At 67.2% G+C, this 17,473-nt stretch carries 16 protein-coding genes; 5 read left to right on the top strand and 11 right to left on the bottom strand.

Translation table 11 applies throughout. The annotated features are described in order from the left end of the window. Window positions 1-4: 4 nt before the first annotated feature. The 3 genes from mgtA to pip form a co-directional block, all read right to left on the bottom strand. Window positions 5-2,764 carry a magnesium-translocating P-type ATPase gene (gene mgtA, locus ACUXVE_RS00675; protein WP_445513597.1) on the bottom strand — a complete coding sequence of 920 codons (2,760 nt, stop codon included), beginning with the start codon at window positions 2,762-2,764 and terminating at the stop codon, window positions 5-7. Window positions 2,765-2,824: 60 nt separating this feature from the next. Further along, window positions 2,825-3,124: a hypothetical protein gene (locus ACUXVE_RS00670; protein WP_025874438.1), complete on the bottom strand. Its 300-nt coding sequence runs from the start codon at window positions 3,122-3,124 to the stop codon at window positions 2,825-2,827. 265 nt (window positions 3,125-3,389) lie between these two features. Beyond that, complete coding sequence (pip, locus tag ACUXVE_RS00665) at window positions 3,390-4,337, bottom strand: prolyl aminopeptidase (RefSeq protein WP_445513596.1); 948 nt, start codon at window positions 4,335-4,337, stop codon at window positions 3,390-3,392. A gap of 149 nt (window positions 4,338-4,486) precedes the next feature. On the opposite strand from pip, the gene ACUXVE_RS00660 reads away from it, so the two are divergent. After that, the gene (locus ACUXVE_RS00660; RefSeq protein WP_445513595.1) at window positions 4,487-5,158 is read left to right on the top strand and encodes a TraX family protein; all 672 of its coding nucleotides are present in this window, start codon (window positions 4,487-4,489) and stop codon (window positions 5,156-5,158) included. A gap of 10 nt (window positions 5,159-5,168) precedes the next feature. Here ACUXVE_RS00660 and ACUXVE_RS00655 read toward each other — a convergent pair whose 3' ends face one another. The 5 genes from ACUXVE_RS00655 to ACUXVE_RS00635 all read right to left on the bottom strand — a co-directional run bounded on the left by ACUXVE_RS00655 (window position 5,169) and on the right by ACUXVE_RS00635 (window position 11,536). After that, complete coding sequence (locus tag ACUXVE_RS00655) at window positions 5,169-6,524, bottom strand: AMP-binding protein (RefSeq protein WP_445513594.1); 1,356 nt, start codon at window positions 6,522-6,524, stop codon at window positions 5,169-5,171. Then, window positions 6,521-7,102, bottom strand: a complete 582-nt coding sequence (locus ACUXVE_RS00650; protein WP_032974634.1) for a hypothetical protein — start codon at window positions 7,100-7,102, stop codon at window positions 6,521-6,523. The genes ACUXVE_RS00655 and ACUXVE_RS00650 overlap by 4 nt, the downstream gene beginning before the upstream one ends. A gap of 77 nt (window positions 7,103-7,179) precedes the next feature. Then, window positions 7,180-8,979, bottom strand: a complete 1,800-nt coding sequence (locus tag ACUXVE_RS00645; RefSeq protein WP_445513593.1) for a hypothetical protein — start codon at window positions 8,977-8,979, stop codon at window positions 7,180-7,182. After that, the gene (locus tag ACUXVE_RS00640) at window positions 8,976-9,953 is read right to left on the bottom strand and encodes a hypothetical protein (protein WP_445513592.1); all 978 of its coding nucleotides are present in this window, start codon (window positions 9,951-9,953) and stop codon (window positions 8,976-8,978) included. Before ACUXVE_RS00640 ends, ACUXVE_RS00645 begins: the two co-directional genes overlap by 4 nt. Window positions 9,954-9,955: 2 nt before the next feature. After that, entirely contained in the window at window positions 9,956-11,536 is a 1,581-nt protein-coding gene (locus ACUXVE_RS00635) for a hypothetical protein (protein ID WP_445513591.1), read from the bottom strand. 268 nt (window positions 11,537-11,804) lie between these two features. Here ACUXVE_RS00635 and ACUXVE_RS00630 point away from each other — a divergent pair, with 268 nt between their 5' ends. From ACUXVE_RS00630 to xth, 4 genes are all read left to right on the top strand, one after another. Continuing rightward, window positions 11,805-12,305, top strand: a complete 501-nt coding sequence (locus ACUXVE_RS00630; RefSeq protein WP_025874446.1) for a hypothetical protein — start codon at window positions 11,805-11,807, stop codon at window positions 12,303-12,305. Between the two features lies 1 nt (window position 12,306). Then, window positions 12,307-12,783, top strand: a complete 477-nt coding sequence (locus ACUXVE_RS00625) for a hypothetical protein (RefSeq protein ID WP_051501603.1) — start codon at window positions 12,307-12,309, stop codon at window positions 12,781-12,783. A gap of 65 nt (window positions 12,784-12,848) precedes the next feature. Then, entirely contained in the window at window positions 12,849-13,961 is a 1,113-nt protein-coding gene (locus ACUXVE_RS00620; protein WP_222389430.1) for a DNA glycosylase AlkZ-like family protein, read from the top strand. Window positions 13,962-14,039: 78 nt separating this feature from the next. Then, window positions 14,040-14,831, top strand: coding sequence for an exodeoxyribonuclease III (gene xth, locus ACUXVE_RS00615; protein ID WP_445513590.1), 792 nt, complete (start codon window positions 14,040-14,042; stop codon window positions 14,829-14,831). Here xth and ACUXVE_RS00610 read toward each other — a convergent pair. The 3 genes from ACUXVE_RS00610 to ACUXVE_RS00600 all read right to left on the bottom strand — a co-directional run bounded on the left by ACUXVE_RS00610 (window position 14,828) and on the right by ACUXVE_RS00600 (window position 17,443). Further along, window positions 14,828-16,546, bottom strand: a complete 1,719-nt coding sequence (locus tag ACUXVE_RS00610; RefSeq protein ID WP_445513589.1) for a sensor domain-containing diguanylate cyclase — start codon at window positions 16,544-16,546, stop codon at window positions 14,828-14,830. The two genes, xth and ACUXVE_RS00610, sit on opposite strands and share 4 nt — an antisense overlap. A gap of 70 nt (window positions 16,547-16,616) precedes the next feature. Continuing rightward, window positions 16,617-16,811 carry a hypothetical protein gene (locus ACUXVE_RS00605; protein WP_222389435.1) on the bottom strand — a complete coding sequence of 65 codons (195 nt, stop codon included), beginning with the start codon at window positions 16,809-16,811 and terminating at the stop codon, window positions 16,617-16,619. Continuing rightward, entirely contained in the window at window positions 16,808-17,443 is a 636-nt protein-coding gene (locus ACUXVE_RS00600) for a DNA-3-methyladenine glycosylase (RefSeq protein WP_445513678.1), read from the bottom strand. The genes ACUXVE_RS00605 and ACUXVE_RS00600 overlap by 4 nt, the downstream gene beginning before the upstream one ends. Window positions 17,444-17,473: the final 30 nt, after the last annotated feature.

Below are 17,473 nucleotides of genomic sequence, written 5' to 3'. Positions count from 1 at the left end.
GCGTTTACTGCCAGCCGTAGCGGCGGATGTAGAGCTTCTTCAGCGCGGTGGTCAGCACCGCATAGCCGAACAGGATCGCCACCAGGAACGGCCAGTAACCGGCCGGCAGTGCCTGCAGCTTGAAGTAGCCGGCCAACGGGCTCATCGGCAGGATCACGCCGATGGCCATGATCGCCCCGGTCATCAGCAGCAGCGGCGGCGCGGCGATGCTCTGCAGGAACGGCACTTTCGGCGTGCGGATCATGTGCACGATCAGGGTCTGGGTCAGCAGCCCGACCACGAACCAGCCGGACTGGAACAGGCCCTGGTCGGCCGGCGTGCGCGCATCGAACACGTACCACATCAGGGCGAAACAGCTGATGTCGAAGATCGAGCTGATCGGCCCGAAGAACACCATGAAACGGCCGATGTCGGCCGGGTTCCACTTCAGCGGCCTGCGCACCAGCTCCTCATCCACGTTGTCGAAGGGAATGGCGATCTGCGAGATGTCATACAGCAGGTTCTGCACCAGCAGCTGCAGCGGCAGCATCGGCAGGAAGGGCAGGAACGCCGAGGCCACCAGCACCGAGAACACGTTGCCGAAATTGGAGCTGGCGGTCATGCGGATGTACTTGAGCATGTTGCTGAAGGTGCGCCGCCCCTGGATGACACCTTCCTCCAGCACCATCAGGTTCTTTTCCAGCAGGATGATGTCGGCGGCCTCCTTGGCGATGTCCACCGCGCTGTCCACGCTGATGCCGATATCGGCGGCACGCAGGGCGGGAGCATCGTTGATGCCATCGCCGAGAAAGCCGACCACCTTGCCCTGCGCGCGCAGCGCGCGCACCAGACGTTCCTTGTGCAGGGGCGTGAGGCGGGCGAACACGCGTTGCTCCTGCAGTGCATGCGACACGGCAGCGTCGTCCATGCGCTCGATCTGCGGGCCGGTCACGATCGTGTCGGCATCCAGGCCGACCTGGGCGCAGATCCGTGCGGTGACCAGTTCGTTGTCGCCGGTGAACACCTTCACTTCCACACCATGCGCGGCCAGCGCCTGCAGTGCTTGAGCAGCGGATTCCTTCGGCGGATCGAGGAAGGCCACATAACCCACCAGGGTCAGCTCCCGCTCGTCGGCCTGCGAGTAGACCGTCTGGCTGGCAGCGGTTTCTTTCATCGCCACCGCCACCACGCGCAGGCCCTGTTCGTTCAGTTCCTCGGTGGTCTGCCGCACCCGGGCCAGGCGCTGCGCGTCCAGCGGCATGTCCCGGCCGTTCTCGCGCACGGTGCTGCACACCGCCAGCATCTCCTCCACTGCGCCCTTGCAGATCAATTCGTGATGATCCTCGCGCTCGGAGACCACCACCGACATGCGACGGCGCTCGAAGTCGAACGGGATTTCATCGACCTTGCGGTAGTCCTGCGACAGGCGCAGCGAGCTCTGCAGCTCCACATGCTCCAGCACCGCACGATCCAGCAGGTTGATCAGGCCGGTCTGGAAGTGGCTGTTGAGGTAGGCGAAGGTCAGCACATCCTCCGAATCCTGCCCGAACACATCGGTGTGCCGCTCCAGCGCGATCTTGTCCTGGGTGAGGGTGCCGGTCTTGTCGGTGCACAGCACTTCCATCGCACCGAAGTTCTGGATCGCGTCCAGGCGCTTGACGATCACCTTGCGCCGCGACAGCAGCACCGCGCCCTTGGCCAGGGTGGAGGTGACGATCATCGGCAGCATTTCCGGGGTCAGGCCGACCGCCACCGACAGCGCGAACAGGAACGCTTCTGTCCAGTCGCCCTTGGTCCAGCCATTGACCAGCAGCACGAACGGCACCATCACCAGGGCAAAGCGGATCAGCAGCCAGCTGACACTGTTGACACCGGCCTGGAATGCCGTCGGCGCGCGGTCGCTGGCACTGCTGCGCTGGGCGAGGGTGCCGAAGTAGCTGGTGTTGCCGGTGGCCAGCACCAGTGCTGTTGCCGTGCCGGACACCACATTGGTACCCATGAACAACAGGTTGGCCTGTTCCATCAGGCCGGCGTCGGCGTTGCCCGGCTGCACGAACTTCTCCACCGGCAGCGATTCGCCGGTCATCGCCGCCTGTGCGACAAACAGGTCCTTGGCGGCGAGCACGCGGCAATCGGCCGGGATCATGTCGCCGGCCGACAGCACGATATGGTCACCCGGTACCAGGGCGCGGATCGGCAGATCCAGCAGCCGTGCCGGCCGCCGGCTGTGCAGCTGCGCGCCGAAATACTGGTCGGCCACCTCCGCCGCCTCGGTACCCGCAGCGCGGCGCAACACGCGGGCGGTGTTGCCTACCAGCGCCTTCAGTCGTTCGGCGGCGCGGTTGGAGCGCCCCTCCTGCACGAAGCGGATCAGCGTGGACAGCACCACCATCGCGCCGATCACCACCGTCGCCTTGGCGTCTTCGGTCAGCCAGGACACGGCCGCCAGCACCGTCAGCAGCAGGTTGAACGGGTTGCGATAGCACTGCCACAGATGGCGCCACCACGGCAGCGGCTTCTCGTGATCGACCTCGTTGGGGCCAAAGCGCAGCAGGCGCTCTTCGGCCTCGTGCGGGCTGAGACCATCGACATGTGACTGCAGGGTGGCCAGCACATCGGCTTCGCTGCCCTGTGCAAGCGCGAGCAGCCCAGCAGTGAGCGCGGTGGGCGCGGCCTGCGTGCTGCCACGGCCGTACCCGGCTTCGGGCATCGCGCGACGACCGAACAGGTTGCCCGCGCGACGGCTGCGCAGGAAGGCGTTGAACCAGGCATTGAGCAGGCTCATGGGAAGGTCCTCTTGGAGCGGCGCCGGGCGAAGCCGGCGCGTGGAGCGGAAGGGGTGGTATCAGGCGTGGCGCATGGCCAGCACCGACGGCGACCAGGGCTGCATGCGCAAGCGTTGGCTGCCGCCGATGCACAGCGGCTTCATCGCATCGCGCAGCGGGTAGGGCAGGTGGCGCAGCACGTTGATGCGCTCGCTGATCGGCAGCAGCGACAGTGCGTCGGCCACCACCCGCGGTGAGCCGAGGGCCAGCGAACGGGCGAACAGGACAGGGCCGTGCTGCAGCAGGAGGCTGCGCAGGGCTGAAACATCGCGCTCACCGATCAGGCGGCGCACGGTGATGTAGAGAATCTTGTAGGACATGGGATTCCTCCGGGCAGGCGCTGCCCGGGGCTCCCATCGTTTACACGGGAACGAACCTGGGTTCAGTCGCCAGTAGTGAACAAGTAGGCAGGCAGGGGCGCGCATTGCGCCCGGCAGGGTCGGGATCCATCTGCGTCTCCGCGTGGGGCGGCCAGTCGCTGGCCAGTGGCGCTATTGTCCGCGCTCGTATTCAGCAGGCCTAGAGGCCTGTGGGTTAGCCCGGCTATACCTTGGTATAGAAAAAGGGGCCGTTGGCCCCTTTTGTTCAGCTGCGGTCCGCGAAAGCGTCGGTGGCCCGCACCAGGGCGTCGGTCGTGGCCGCTTCGTTGGCGCTGTGGCCGGCGATGACCATCTCCAGCCGGGCTTCCGGCCACGCCTGCGCCAGGTCCCAGGCACTGCGCGGCGGACAGATGACGTCGTAGCGCCCCTGCACGATGACCCCCGGCAGATGGCGGATGCGATCGATGTCGCGCAGCAGCTGGCCTTGATCGAGGAAGCTGTTGTGACGGAAGTAGTGGGCCTCGATGCGTGCCTTGGCCAGTGTATCGAGCGGATCGGCAGCGGACACCGCGTCGACGTCGTGCAGCAGCGTGGCGGCATTGTCTTCCCACCCCAGCCACGCCTGTGCCGCGGCGATGCGGATGGCTTCGTCGGCGTGGTCCAGGCGCTTCCAGTACGCGTCGAGCATGTTGCCGCGCTCGTCCTGCGGGATGTGGGCCTCGTACCGATCCCAACGCTCCGGGAAGATCCAGCGCGCACCGCCGTTGAGCTCGGCGAACCAGCGGTTCTCTTCCTCGCGCCCCAGGAACACGCCGCGCACGATCAGCCCGGTGGCGCGGTCGGGATGCCCCTGTGCATAGGCCAGCGACAGGGTCGAACCCCAGGAGCCGCCATAGACCAGCCAGCGCTCGATGCCCAGGTGTTGGCGCACCTTCTCGATGTCGGCCACCAGATGCTGCGTGGTGTTGTCGCGAAGCTCGCCGAAGGGCGTGGAGCGGCCGCTGCCGCGCTGATCGATCAGCACGATGCGGTAGCGCTTGGGGTCGAAGAAGCGGCGGTGGGTGGGCGAGATGCCAGCGCCCGGACCGCCGTGCAGATACACCACCGGAATGCCAGCGGGCGTGCCGCACTCTTCGATATGGAGGGTGTGCAGTGCATCCACGGGCAGCGTGTGTTCGCGGTACGGGGCAATCGACGGGTACAGCGTGCGCATGGCGGTGCCTCACAAACCGGGGAGTACAAGGATAGCGGGGCGCATCGACCAGCGTCATCCGCCCCAGGTTCAAGTATTCTTTGCGTTCAAGGGGTAATTCCGTCGAGACCCGGCGATATCGACCCTGCAGGACGCACAGGATGGATGGCATGAGCGCGCAGGACGTCGCTGCACGACACCCCCCGGCGCGCAGCGCCCTCGGCAGCGGCGCCCGCGAGCTGCTGAAGTGGCTCGCGCTGCTGTCGATGACCGGCGATCATGTCGCCAAAGTGGTTTTCGGCGGCTATGTACCGGTGGTCAGCGAGCTGGGGCGCATCGCCTTCCCGCTGTTCGCACTGGTGATGGCCTGCAACCTCGCGCAACCGGATGCGGACCTGCGCAAGTCGATCCGCCGGCTCGGGATGTGGGGGCTGGTCGCGCAACCCTTCCATATGCTGGCCTTCGGCTACTGGCTGCCGTTGAACATCCTGTTGACGTTCTGCCTGGCCGCTGTGGCCGTGCATGCGCTGGCCAACAACCGGCAGCTGTTGCTGTTGGTGGCAGGAGGCCTGCTGCCGTTCTTCGTCGACTATCAATGGGCCGGGGTGGCATTGGTGATGCTGGGCTGGATCGCGTTCCGCCACCGGGCCTACTGGCTGCTGACGTTCGGGTTCGGTGGGCTGTGCTGGGTCAATGGCAATGGATGGGCATTGCTGGCCATCCCGCTGGCGCTGGCGGCCGCGCGCGTGCAGTGGCGGCTGCCACGATGGCGCTGGGCGTTCTACCTCTACTACGTGGTGCACCTGGCGGTGCTGGCCGCCTATGCGCACTGGCTGCGCTGACGCAGGGCACTCATCGCGGCGGCGAACTGCTCCCGGCGACGTCGCTGGAGTACTGCAGGACCTTGTCTTCGCGCTGCAGCGCAATGACAGCCACCGGCTGTCCTCGCAACACCGCGCGCAGGCAGCGGATCGCCTCGGCGGAGTAGCCCAGCTCTGCAGGTGGCAACGACAATGCAACGCGGCCATCGCTGTGCTGATGCACCACGTATCGTGACAACGGCAGCGCAGCCAGCGCATGGGTCAGGTCGATGTTGTTGATCCATTGCTGGTCGGCGGTCAGATAGCGTACCGGACGTCGCCCCTGCAGGCCGACGATCATCGGCGTATCGCCGGCCATGGCCAGCGCGCCGCGGTCGCCGGTGCGGTAGCGCAGCAGCGGCAGGCAGAAGTTGAATCCGCCGCTGAGCGTGATCTCACCGATCTCCCCGGGCGGCAACGGCGCCCCGTCGGCGCCGAGAATTTCCACATACATGCGCGGCTGCAGCAGTACGTGGCCGCCGGCAGCATCGTCATACACGGCCAGCGGGCCCGCTTCGTTCATCGAATACAGATCGAGCACCGCGCAGCCAAAGCGCGCGGCCAGGGCCTGGCGCAGGCCCGGAGACAGCGCCATCGATACCGACAGCAGCGCCTGCGGCCGGTGTCGCACGGGCAGTTCCAGCAGCGCTGCGAAGGAAATCGGATCGCCGGCGATCACTTCCGGCTGCATCTGGTCGATGTAGCGTGCGCGGTCCTCAGGATGGCGCCAGTCATCGGGATGCAGGTTGATCTTGGCCAGGCCGGATTCGTCCATCGTCGGTGTCACCGAAACATAGGTGAAGCACCGCTGCTGCATGCCCAGCAACATCACCCCCATCTGGCCGCGGCCGTGCGCCAGGGTGATGCCGAAGCGCTGCAAGGCGCGCTTGTGATGGGCCAGATAGCGTGCCGCCACCACCGGATGCGATGGCAGTACCAGTGGATGGCCGGTGGTGCCGGTGGTGCGGAAATTGATCATCCGCTCCAGCGGTACCGGGTCTGGCACGAAACGGGCGATGTCCGCTGCGAGGTCGCCACGGTGGACCGGTGCAATGTCGGTGAAGGCGGCTGGCATCGCCTGCGCGCGGTAATACGGCACCTGCGCACATACCTCGGTCACATGCGCCTGCAGCCACGGTGGCGGTTGACCTGGCGTCCACTCGAAGCGCGCGCAGGCGATCTCCCGTTCGTAGCCGCGCAACGCCGTCACCTCATCGGCAAGCAGGCGGTTGCCGCTGGCATTGCGGAAGATCGGCGCCGCCGGGTGCTCGCGCATCTGCTGCAGCATCGCCAGGCCCGCCGCGCTCAGCGTGGGATAGCGATCGGCATCGGTCGGCTCGCGGCTCACTCGCGGGTCCACTTGTCCGCAGACTCTTCGGCCGCCTTGCGCGCCAAGGCCTCGCGGATGGCACGCGCGCGCGCTTCAGCGGCGCGGCTGGCATCGAGCAGGCGCTGCCGTTCCACGCCGCTGACCCGGGCCAGGCGATCGGTCGCCTGGGCCGCTGTTTCACCCTGCGGCAGCAGGCCCAGCCGGGCCACCACGGTACGCACCAGTTCTTCGCGGCGCTCTGGATCGAACACGAACCGGTCTGCGCTGGTACTGGCCGCCAGCGCCGGCACCGCTTCGGCGAACAGGGGCATCCACGCCTCCGGGGCGATATCCAGTGCATTCCAGTACGCATCTGCCATCAGCCATGCGGTCACCGCTGAAAGCGAGAGCTGGTTTGCATCCACGCCGGCCAGATCACCCGACAGCGTTGCCCGCAGTGCAGGGGGCAGGTGCAGCGAGCGTGCGGCAAACACATCGCCCACCACCGCCGCGACGTGCAGCCGACCGCTGCCGGCGCGGCGCGGTGGCTCGAGGAAATCGGGCGGCATGTCCAGCAGGCGCCGCAGCAGAACGTCAAGGGAGGGGCCGGAGAGCATGGTCAGGGTCCAGACTTGGCAAATACCTGGGTGGAAGGGCAATCGTCAGAGGTGCGCGGGCGCAAGGCAGAGCACGATCATCGCTGCACCCGCATGCCGCCAGGGCCGTAGTGCTGCTGGCTGAAGGCGCGCGCGAACTGCAGCAGGTCGGCCATGTCGCGCACCACATGGATGTTCCATCCCGCGTCGCGTGCGCGCAGCAGATCGCCGGTCCATCCCGCGTTGCCGGCATCGGCGATGCGGGACGGCAGCGGACTGAACAGGTTCAGTGCCATGGTGCCGCCACCGCCGGCCACACGCAGTGCTCTGGCGGCCACGTCCCAGCCGCTGTTGCCGCGCTCATCCTTGTCGAACATCGTGGTGATGCCGTCGTCGGAGATGTGCAGGATATGCACCGCCCGTGCATGGGGTGGACGCTCGGCGTAGGTGTCACGCAACCGGTGGATCGGAAACGCGGTGGCGCCACCGAAGTAGCCGGTAAGCACCTTGAGGATGTCGTCTTCCGAACGCACGAAGCCGTCGGTGTGCAGGTGCTGCCCGGTGCCGCTCCACAGCGTGGCCTGCACGCGTGCACCCACGCGCAGCGCCGACAGCGCGATGATGGCGCCGGCCAGGGTCAGGAACGAGGTCCATGCCTGCGGGTTGGGCATCGAACCGGAACTGTCCACGTACAGATCCAGGTCCACCGGTTCGGCAGCGGGTTCACGGCCGGGTGCCAGCCCGTGTACACGCTGTACCGTCGTCAGCCCGGGAATCACATGGGGTGACTGCAGCACCGATTGCAGCCAGTCCACTGCGTCCAGTGCATCGCCGGCTTCCCAGGGCTGCAGCCCCTCCGGCAGCGGCTCCAGGGCCTGCGGCTGCGGCCGCGACGGATAGCGGATCAGGTGTGGCAGCGCGCGCTCGCGGTAGTAACGCACGGCGATCTGATGGTCATCCAGGTCCAGGCCGGCCGCGCGCAGGATCTGCCCGTACTCGAACGGCTCGCGCATCTGTCCTGGCGGCTGCGCGGGGTCCGCAGCGAGCGCATCCGCAGGCAGATCGCTCTTCTGCTGTGCGTCGCCGCCGCGCTCATCGCCGGTGATGCGTGGGTCGGATGCAGGGTGCGGCGCCGGCGCCAGCTCGTCGTCCTCCAGCTGCCCCAGGCCGACCGGTTGGCTTCCCTGGCCAGCGTGCCGGGTATCCATCAGGGCATCCACCCGCGCATCCTGCTGTGATTCCAGCAGCCAGGGCAGCAGCAGCGTGGCGAAGCGGCCAGCGCCGATCATCCAGTCGCTGGCGTAGACGCGCACGACGCGCGCACCGAGCCAGGCATCGCCCTGCAATGCGCTGTCGTCGGTCGAGCCGCCCAGCGTGCCGCGCGGCTGCTGCCACAGTTCCTCGTAGATGCCCATGTACAGCTGCCAGACCGGCGAGCTGGCCTGCGCCGGTTGTGCGGCCAGGCGTCGATAGATCGCATCCATGCGCAGCCCGCTCTGGCGTTGCAGGCGATCGTTGATGAGCAGGTCGGTGTAGAGGTTGGCGACCATCGGTGCATGCGCTTCCAGCGTCGGCAGCGCACGGCGGATGCGCGCCAGCAGCCGTGCATGGTCGCTGGCGGTGGCAGGCGCCAGCACGTGGTGACCGATCTCGTGGGCGAGGATCTCCAGCGCGTAGGGTTGCAGCTGCAGGCGCTGTACTTCTTCCAGGTCGATGACGATGCGCTGGTCGGCGAGGCGGATGGCCGCGAAGCTGCCGGTCAGGCCCTCGGCGGCCGCCTGCATGCGCGAATGGCACAGCTTCGGGTCCTGCAGCCGGGTGAAACGGCTCCATGTGGCCAGTGCCTGTGGCCAGGCCTCGCGCCAGGGCTGCAGCGGATCATTGACTGTGGCACTCATTGGGGTGGCAACACGTGCACATGGTGCGACCACGGCGAGAACAGGGCGATGCCCGACGCACCGGAGACGGCACAAAGGTCGTCCTTGGACAACGCCGGCGCCATCCACTGCACACCCAACCGGGCGGTCACATCCGGCGCCGGTCCACTGCTGCTGCCCGCTGCGTACTCGGCGGCGCTGGCAGGCAGCAGGACAGCACCGAAGGCATCGGCGAGCAGCAGGAAGTACCGGCCTGCACTTTCGACCACGAAGCCCTCGGTTGCTGCACGAACCTGTGGCGGTGCCGGAAACGCGCCGTCCAGGCCGCTGAAGCCGCCGACACGATGCCCGCGCAGGTCAACGCTGCCCTGCCGCGGATTCCACCAGCGGTCCTGCTCAAGCTGGACCCGGACCGAGGCCAGATCACCCGCATCGATGCCCAGCACGGCGGCCACCGTATTCGCGGGCAGGGCATCGATACGGGCAAGGGCAGGGCGGCGCAGCTGCACCATCCCCGCCTGCCAGGCACAGAGCGCTCCGATGTCGCGCAGTTCCGGCACGGATGTGCACCCGCCTGCATGCGCGGCCATCGCATCGATCCATTGCGCGACGCGAATGTCCGCACTGGCGCCCAGCCGCACCACCGCATTGCTGATGGTGCCGAGGGTCTCGCGCGGAGCGTGGGCCAGCAACGGGCCGAGGGCCGGGGCCAGCGAGCGCCAGGCCTGCTCGACCCACGGAAGGCGCGCCTTGGGGCCGGCATGGCTCTGCGCCACCAGCTCCAGACCGATCTCGAAGGCGGCCTCGCAGGCGCTCTGCGTTGCCGACGGGTGGTGGCGCTGGATGGCCTGGCAGAGGGGGTCGATGGTCTGGGTGACGAACGCGCTGAAGGCGGCCATGTCCAGGCCGGGCCAGCGGTGGCGGGCATCGGCCACGGCCTGGTTCAGCACGGAACGGCGCTCGGCCAGCAACTCGGCGAGAACGGCGGAAACCACGATCAGCGTGCCCGCAGCCAATGCAGGTAGTTGGTGTAGCGCTGGTGCAGGTACTTCAGCTTCAGCAGGTCGTCGTACAGATGGCCGTACAGCTTGCGTCCCTTCACCCGTTCCTCCACCAGACGTTCGATGCGGGTCAGGCGCTTGCGTGTTTCCGTCTCGGTCATCCCATCCAGGCCCCGCTGGAACTGTGCCGACAGCTCGCCCACCGGATCGTCGCGATCCAGATCCAGCCGGTCATATTCGGCATTGGAGGCATCGAGCAGCCAGCGCAGCCAGCTGAGCCGATCGCTGCGATAGGGCGCATTCTCCGGCAGGGCGAAGAAGGGAGCATCAAGGTCCGGCTGCAGCTTGTCGTTCAGCACGAAGGGCAATACCTGGCGCACATCCTCCAGGGCAACGGCTGGGCTGCCGCGGAAGTACGCCATGGCCTTGGCGAACATCAGCAGGGTCATCAGGTTGCGCACCGACAGGCCGTTGCGGGTCTGGCAACCCAGGTCCTTCATGCGATCGCGGCCGCTGTCGGCAGCGGTTGCCTGCGCCCATTCGGTGCCGGCCAGGCGCACGGTGTCCTTGGTCAGGTACTCGAACTGGGCACCGGCGGTTTCCATCAGCTCGAACTGGCTGCTGAAGAATTCGATGCGGCGGCGCACGTCCTGCGGTACGTCGACCGCGCGGATCTCCTGCAGCAGCTGGTCGCCCTCGGCCTCGCTGAAGATGATGTCACGCGGCACGACCTCTTCCGGGCGGATGTCCTGCTCGATGCGCAGCAGCATCTCTTCCAGGAACCGCGGGTTGAATGCCAGTGCCTGCACCACCACGTCGATGCGATCGCGCAGGGCTTCGATCACCTGGTAGGTGCCGCCGCCGCGATCATCGTTGGCGGTCAGGTACCACGCCGAGTCCGGGCATTCGTAGACGTGGTTGAGGATCTCGGCGTAGTTGTCGCCCATCACCGTCAGCAGCGCGCTCTGCGTGCGGGTTGGAATGCGGTTGTATTCGTCGATGATCTTCACCCGCATGCCCAGCCACGACCGCCAGGCAATGCGGATGTCCGCCATGTCCTGCGCGGCCACCAGGTCGGCGGGCAGGGGGTTGCCGAGCAGATCGGCGATGGTCATCTGCGGGTGCCCGTGCTGCATCGCCCGGCGCACCTCGCGGACCGGATAGCCGGCCAGCACGCCCATCAGGATCGCGCTGGCGGTCTTGCCGCGCCCCGGCCCACCCACGAACAGGCATTTGCGGCGGGTGGCGAAGGTCAGCAGCGGCAGCAGCACGTAGCTGGAATAGCTCTGCGCCGAAGGCAGGGTCAGCGGCCGCCGTGTGTCACCCACCGCGAACGAGGCGGAGGGGCCGTCGTGGTACTCGATGTCGTAATGCGGGCTGATGATCGCGTTGTTGACGATCCAGAAGTAGGCCTGGCGCAGTTTCTCGTCCAGCCGCAGGGGCGCTGCGGCGGCATCGTCCTGCAGGCGCACCGGCCCTTCGTACAGCTCGGCCACATCGAACGTGCGCGGAGCAGTGTCGGTGCGCGGGTTGGTCGGCGCCTGCGACAGGCGCTGGAACAGATTGAACGGTGGCACGCGATTCCCTTGGCTGTGGCCTGCTGGGGAGATTGTAAGCGGCGGGCCAGCGGATCCGGTGTGGAGCGAGCGCTGGCGGTGCGGCCGGTCGCGGATCCCGAGACGCCGCTTCTAGGAATTTCCCTACGCAGTTTCGTGGACGTTTCCGATGGTTGCCTGGGTGTTCGAGGCCTAGACTGAGGCGATAGCGACACTATTGGATGGCGTGTTCTGCTGGGGAGGGCAGGCGCGCGCGATACATCCCCAGCCGGGAGCTGTTCGAGTGCACATGAAAGGATTCCTGCCGGGCGCTCTCGCCTGCGCCCTGCTGGCTGCGGCCGGTGCTGCAGGCGCGCAGACGCTGGGCGCCGCCGCCAGAGCGAGCGCCGATGGATGGATCGGGCGCGAGGCATCGCAGCTGTTGATGCAGCTGCGCGTGGATGGCGGCCGGGTGCAGATCGAGGAAGACGATGCAACGCTGGAAACACGCTACACCTGGCGCACGGTCGTACCGGCCTACACCGAGCAGGTGAAGGTGGGCGGTGGCGAGTTCCTGTACATGGAACCGACCGGTACCAGCGGCGAGCGTCCGGTGTTCGCACCGATCATCGTCGAGGACGTGCACCATGCCGAGCAACACCGCTGCGACATCACCTACATCGCCGACCGTGATGGCGTGGTACGGCGCTGGCAGCACCGCGGGCCCCATTGCGATACCGATATCGTCGGCCCGGACGCGCGTCGCCCAGGCAGGTCAACCCCGACCGCTTCCCGCAACCAAGGACACTGACATGAGACAGCACACCCCCTTCCGTGTTGCCGGACTGCTGGCCCTGGCGATCGGCGCATCACTGTTGATGCCGACGGCCTGGGCCAAGCCTCGGCATGGGGTGGTCGAAGACATGCAGCCGATCGAGAATCGAGGCGAGGATACCTCCGAACGCACCAAGCGCGGCCGCAGCATCGGCGAGCGGCTGGGCAAGATCGGCGGTGTTCTGGCGGGTGTCGGCCTCAGCAGCGCCGGGCAGACCGAAGCAGGCTATGTGGTCACCAATGTCGCCGCCAACAGTGGCGACAAGATCGGTGGCTCCATCGGCGAGAAGATCGCCGGCGAAGGCCCCACCACCCGCTACATGGTGAAGGTGCGCCTGGACGAGGGCCGTGTGCTGTCAACCACGCAGTTGCGTGAACAGGTCGCAGGCCTGCAGGTCGGCAGCCGGGTCATCGTGGACGGCACCGGTGACGATGCCCGCATCGTGGCCGAGTAAGGCCAGGCGCGCCTTGCGCGGATGACGTCCTGCAGCGGGGCGGCCGGCAGTCCTACAATCGGCCCATGCCGACCTCGCCGACCCTCGATGATCTGCGCCGCTACGCCGTAGCCCGCACGCTGTTCACGCCCACCACGTTGCTGACAGCGATCCGTCGCCTGGGCTTCGTGCAGGCCGACCCCATCCGCGCGCCCGCACGCGCCCAGGACCTGACCCTGCGGCACCGGGTGAAGGGCTACCGGGCCGGAGATCTGGAGCGCCGCTACAGCCGCCTGCCGATCGAGGAAGACTTCCTGGTCAACTACGGCTTCCTGCCGCGCGAACACCTGTCCCTGATGCATCCCCGGGTGTCCCGCAGGCCATGGGACGCGAGCACGCGGCGCAAGGCCGCCGACGTGCTGGCATTCGTTCAGGAGCGGGGTGCGGTGCATCCGCGCGAAGTCGACCAGGCGTTCGCGCATGGCCGGGTGACCAACTACTGGGGCGGCACCAGCAATGCCAGTACCCACCTGCTGGATGGCATGCACTATCGCGGCATGCTGCGCATCCATCGGCGTGACAGCGGTACCCGCATCTATGCTGTTGCGGCACATGCCCCGGCCGATGGCGGCAAGGCTGCACGCCTGCAGCGCGCCACGGCACTGCTCGACCTGGTGGTGCGAAAGTATGCGCCGCTGCCTTCGGCAAGCCTCACCTATCTGGCGCGGCTGCTGGGCTACGGCGCACCCCATCTGGCGGAGGAGATCCAGCAGGCACTGCGGTTGGCGCGCGAGCAGCTGGCGGGCTGCAGCATCGATGGAACCACCTGGTACTGGCCGACCGACGAGAACCCCCGTTCGCGGCGCTACCAGACCGATGGACAGGTGCGGCTGCTCGCGCCGTTCGATCCGGTGGCCTGGGATCGGCGACGGTTCGAACTGCTCTGGGGCTGGGTGTACCGGTTCGAGGCCTACACCCCGGCGGCCAAGCGTCGCTTCGGCTACTACGCGCTGCCGCTGTTGTGGCGCGACCAGGTGATCGGCTGGGCCAATGTCGCGGCGAAAGATGGGCAGCTGCAGCCCAGCTTCGGTTATGTCGACGGCAGCGCACCAAGGGACGTGGCATTCAGCAATGCGCTGGAGGACGAGCTGGAGCGGATGGCGAACTTCCTGCCAGGGACGGGCCCGGCAACGCCGTGAACCTGCGTGTGGCGTCCTCCACGCTGCCTGCATGCCGCCTCGCCAATACTGCGGGCCCGCCGCCCGGGTACTTCCGCAATGGCTCGCCGCAAGACACTGCGCATTGCCACGTTCAACGTCAATGGCATCGGCACGCGCTTGCCGCATCTGCTGTCCTGGTTGCAGCGTGAAGCGCCCGACGTGGTGGCACTGCAGGAGCTGAAGACGGTCGATGCCGCCTTTCCGGTCGACGCGCTGGAGCGGGCAGGGTATGGCGCACTGTGGCTGGGTGAGGCGCGCTGGAACGGGGTGGCGATACTGGCCCGCGATGCCATGCCGATCGAAAGCCGGCGCCGCCTGCCCGGCGAACCGGCCGATACGCAGAGCCGGTACCTGGAAGCTGCCGTGCATGGCGTTGTGGTAGCGGCGCTGTACCTGCCCAACGGCAATCCGCAGCCGGGGCCGAAGTTCGACTACAAGCTGCGATGGATGCAGCGGCTGATCCGCCATGCGCGCACCCTGGCCGATCTTCCGCACCCGGCACTGCTGCTGGGGGATTTCAATGTCATTCCAGACGACGAGGATGTGTACGACCCGGCCTCGTGGCGGCGCGATGCGCTCATGCAGCCGGAGGTCCGCGATGCCTTCCAGCGGCTGCTGGCGCAGGGGTGGACCGACGCCCTGCGCACGGTGCATGGTGAGCAGCGCATCTACACCTTCTGGGACTATTTCCGCCAGCACGCCGAGCGCGATCGCGGCCTGCGCATCGATCATCTGCTGCTGAACCCGGTACTGGCCAAAGGGCTTCAGGATGCGGGTGTCGATCGTTGGGTGCGGCTGCAGGAAAAGGCCAGCGATCATGCGCCTGCGTGGGTCACCCTTACCCGCTAGTCGGCGCTGCCCTGCGGACGCATCTCGCGACGTACCCGGGCCCGGGTGCGATAGAGCCGGCTGTCGGCCTTGTGGATGGTGTCGGCTACGGGTTCGCCGGGGACGTTGACGGCCGCGCCCATCGAGAACGCAGTGGGAGCACGCGCGGCGTTGCCCGCATACCAGGCTTCCAGCGCAGCCAGCCGTCCGGCTGCCGGTTCGATCAGCGCCACCAGGAACTCGTCGCCGCCCAACCGCACTGCCGCCTCGTCGGCCTGCAGCGGCGCGCGCAGGAAGTCAGCGAACTCGACCAGCACCGTGTCGCCGCGACGGTGCCCCAGGGTGTCGTTGACCTGCTTGAAGTGATCCAGGTCGAACACCAGGCAGGCCCACGATCGTGAGGCGACGTCGTCGAGCCGATGCAGGTACCGGCGGTTGTGGCACCGGGTCAGCGGATCCTTCAGCGACAGTTCGCGCAGGCGCTCTTCCTGCAGGCGCAGCGCGGTCACGTCCTGGGCGTGGCCGAGCACGAACGGAGGATGGCTCTCGGTGTCGAGCACGTTGTTGTAGGCCCAGTAGCGGCGGCTGCCATCGGCGGCGAGCAGTTCGATCACGCCTGCGTCGGTATGGTTGGCTTCGATGCGCCGCAGGTAGGCCTTGAACGCCTCGCGCTTTTCCGGTGGCATCAGGTCGCACAGGCTGCGGCCAACCATCTCGCTTTCCGGGTAGCCCAGCGACTGCACGGCTGCCGGATTCACCGATGTCACGTTGCCGTCCAGCGTGTGCGTGCAGATCAGGCCCAGGCTGTAGTGGAAGAGACGGCGATAACGCACCTCGCTGGCTTCCAGCGCGTCCACCACCGCGCGTTCTTCGGTGATGTCCTGGATTGCGCCGACCAGCCGTGGCTGGCCCTCCACCTGCTGCCGGGTACCAAGCACGCGCGTCCAGATGCTGCGACCATCGGCGGTGGTCATCGGCAGCTGCACTTCCCACGGCGTGCCCTGTTCGGTGCAGCGCTGCACCGCCGTCTGGATGATGCTGCGGCTGTCCGGACGATAGAACGACAGGGCCGATTCGAATGTTGGCTGGTAGCTGGAACGCACGCCGTGGATCTGCTTGGTCTCGCGCGTCCAGCGCACTTCGCGGGTGGCCAGCTCCAGCTCCCAGCCGCCAACCTTGGCGGCAGTGTTGGTGCGTTCGAGGAAGTCCTCGCTGCGCTTGAGATCGCGATGCAGCGCCTGTGCCTGCTCGATCTGCCGTAACAGCGCACTGCGCTGCTCCAGCACCTGGGTGGTGACGCGGCCAAGATGGACCATCAGCTCACGTTGCGACGGTGATAGCACGCCAGGCAGGGTGTCGAGCAGACACAGCGTGCCGATGCGCGCGCCATGGGCAGTGGCCAGAGGGATGCCGGCATAGTGGCGCACCCTGGGCCCGGCAGTGACCAACGGGTTGTGGGCGAAGCGCGGATCCTGTCGTGCATCGGGAATCTCCAGCAGCGCGTCCTGTTCGATGGCGTAGGTACAGAACGAGATGGAGCGCGGCGTTTCGCTGACATCGCCCAGGCCGATGCTGGATTTGAACCATTGCCGTTGCTCGGCAACGATGGAGACCAGGCCGATGGGCATGCCGGTGGCGGCGCGCGCGGCGGCGACGATGGCATCGAACACCGGCTCGGGCGGCGTATCGAGCACGCCCAGCCGTTCGATTTCGCGAAGTCGGGTGGCCTCATCCATGGCTGTCCACGCTAGTACCCGGTCTGTTAGCGCGCTGCGTACGGCGGTGATGCCGTCGTGAGGCGCCTGCTCATGGCTGTTGCAGGGACGCCTGCAGGGCGCTGGCCAACGCGGCGTCACCGGAGACGAGGTCTTTCCAGCGCAGTTCCAGGCCCTTCCGCCGTCCCTTCTCGACCAGCTTCAGTCCGCTCGGGTCCAGGATCAGCGTATAGGCCTGGCCGGCGATGGTCAGTTCACGGCGCAGCGGTTTGTCGAGAGGTGTCATCGGGGGCTCCTTCGCGTTGAGGCGCGGGCAGGGCGCACTGAAACGTGACGATGATCGCGAACATGCCAGCGCCAAGGAAAATCCACTGCCCGGGTGATGCCGATGCGTGGGCCTATCACCGGATCGTCGGGGGGCCGGGTGCCGTCATCGACGAGGGTGATGCCGTGGCTGGCGGTGACCAGATCGGCGCCATCAACGCGCCGGTCCAGGCCGAACGCCTGCGACAGTTTGCCCGGACCGCTGGCGAGGTCGTGATCGTGGCGGGCAGCTGGCCGCAGCGGGTACATCCGTTCCTGTCCGGCAACCGGCTCTGCCGCGCGCAGCAGTACCGCAACACCCTCGCCGACCTCGCCGCAGACCACATTGCTGCCCCAGTGCATGCCGTAGGTGAAATACACATACAGGTGCCCGGCCTCGCCAAACATGCTGGCGTTGCGTGCGGTCCTGCCACGATACGAATGGGCAGCCGGATCCTCACTGCCGGCGTAGGCTTCCACTTCGACGATACGCGCTGCACGGCCGTCGCTGCGCACCAGCAGCTTGTTGAGCAGGTCCGGTGCAACCACCGTCGACGGGCGCCGGTAGAAGGTGCGGGGTATCGGTATCCAGGTATCCGGCAGCCAATCCATCATGTTGCGGCAGTGCTCGCTTCCCAGGCCTGC

The sequence above is a fragment of the Stenotrophomonas sp. 3(2025) genome (assembly GCF_052665395.1).
Note: the sequence above shows the minus strand (reverse complement) of the source record. Positions and strands in the feature narration are given on the sequence as shown.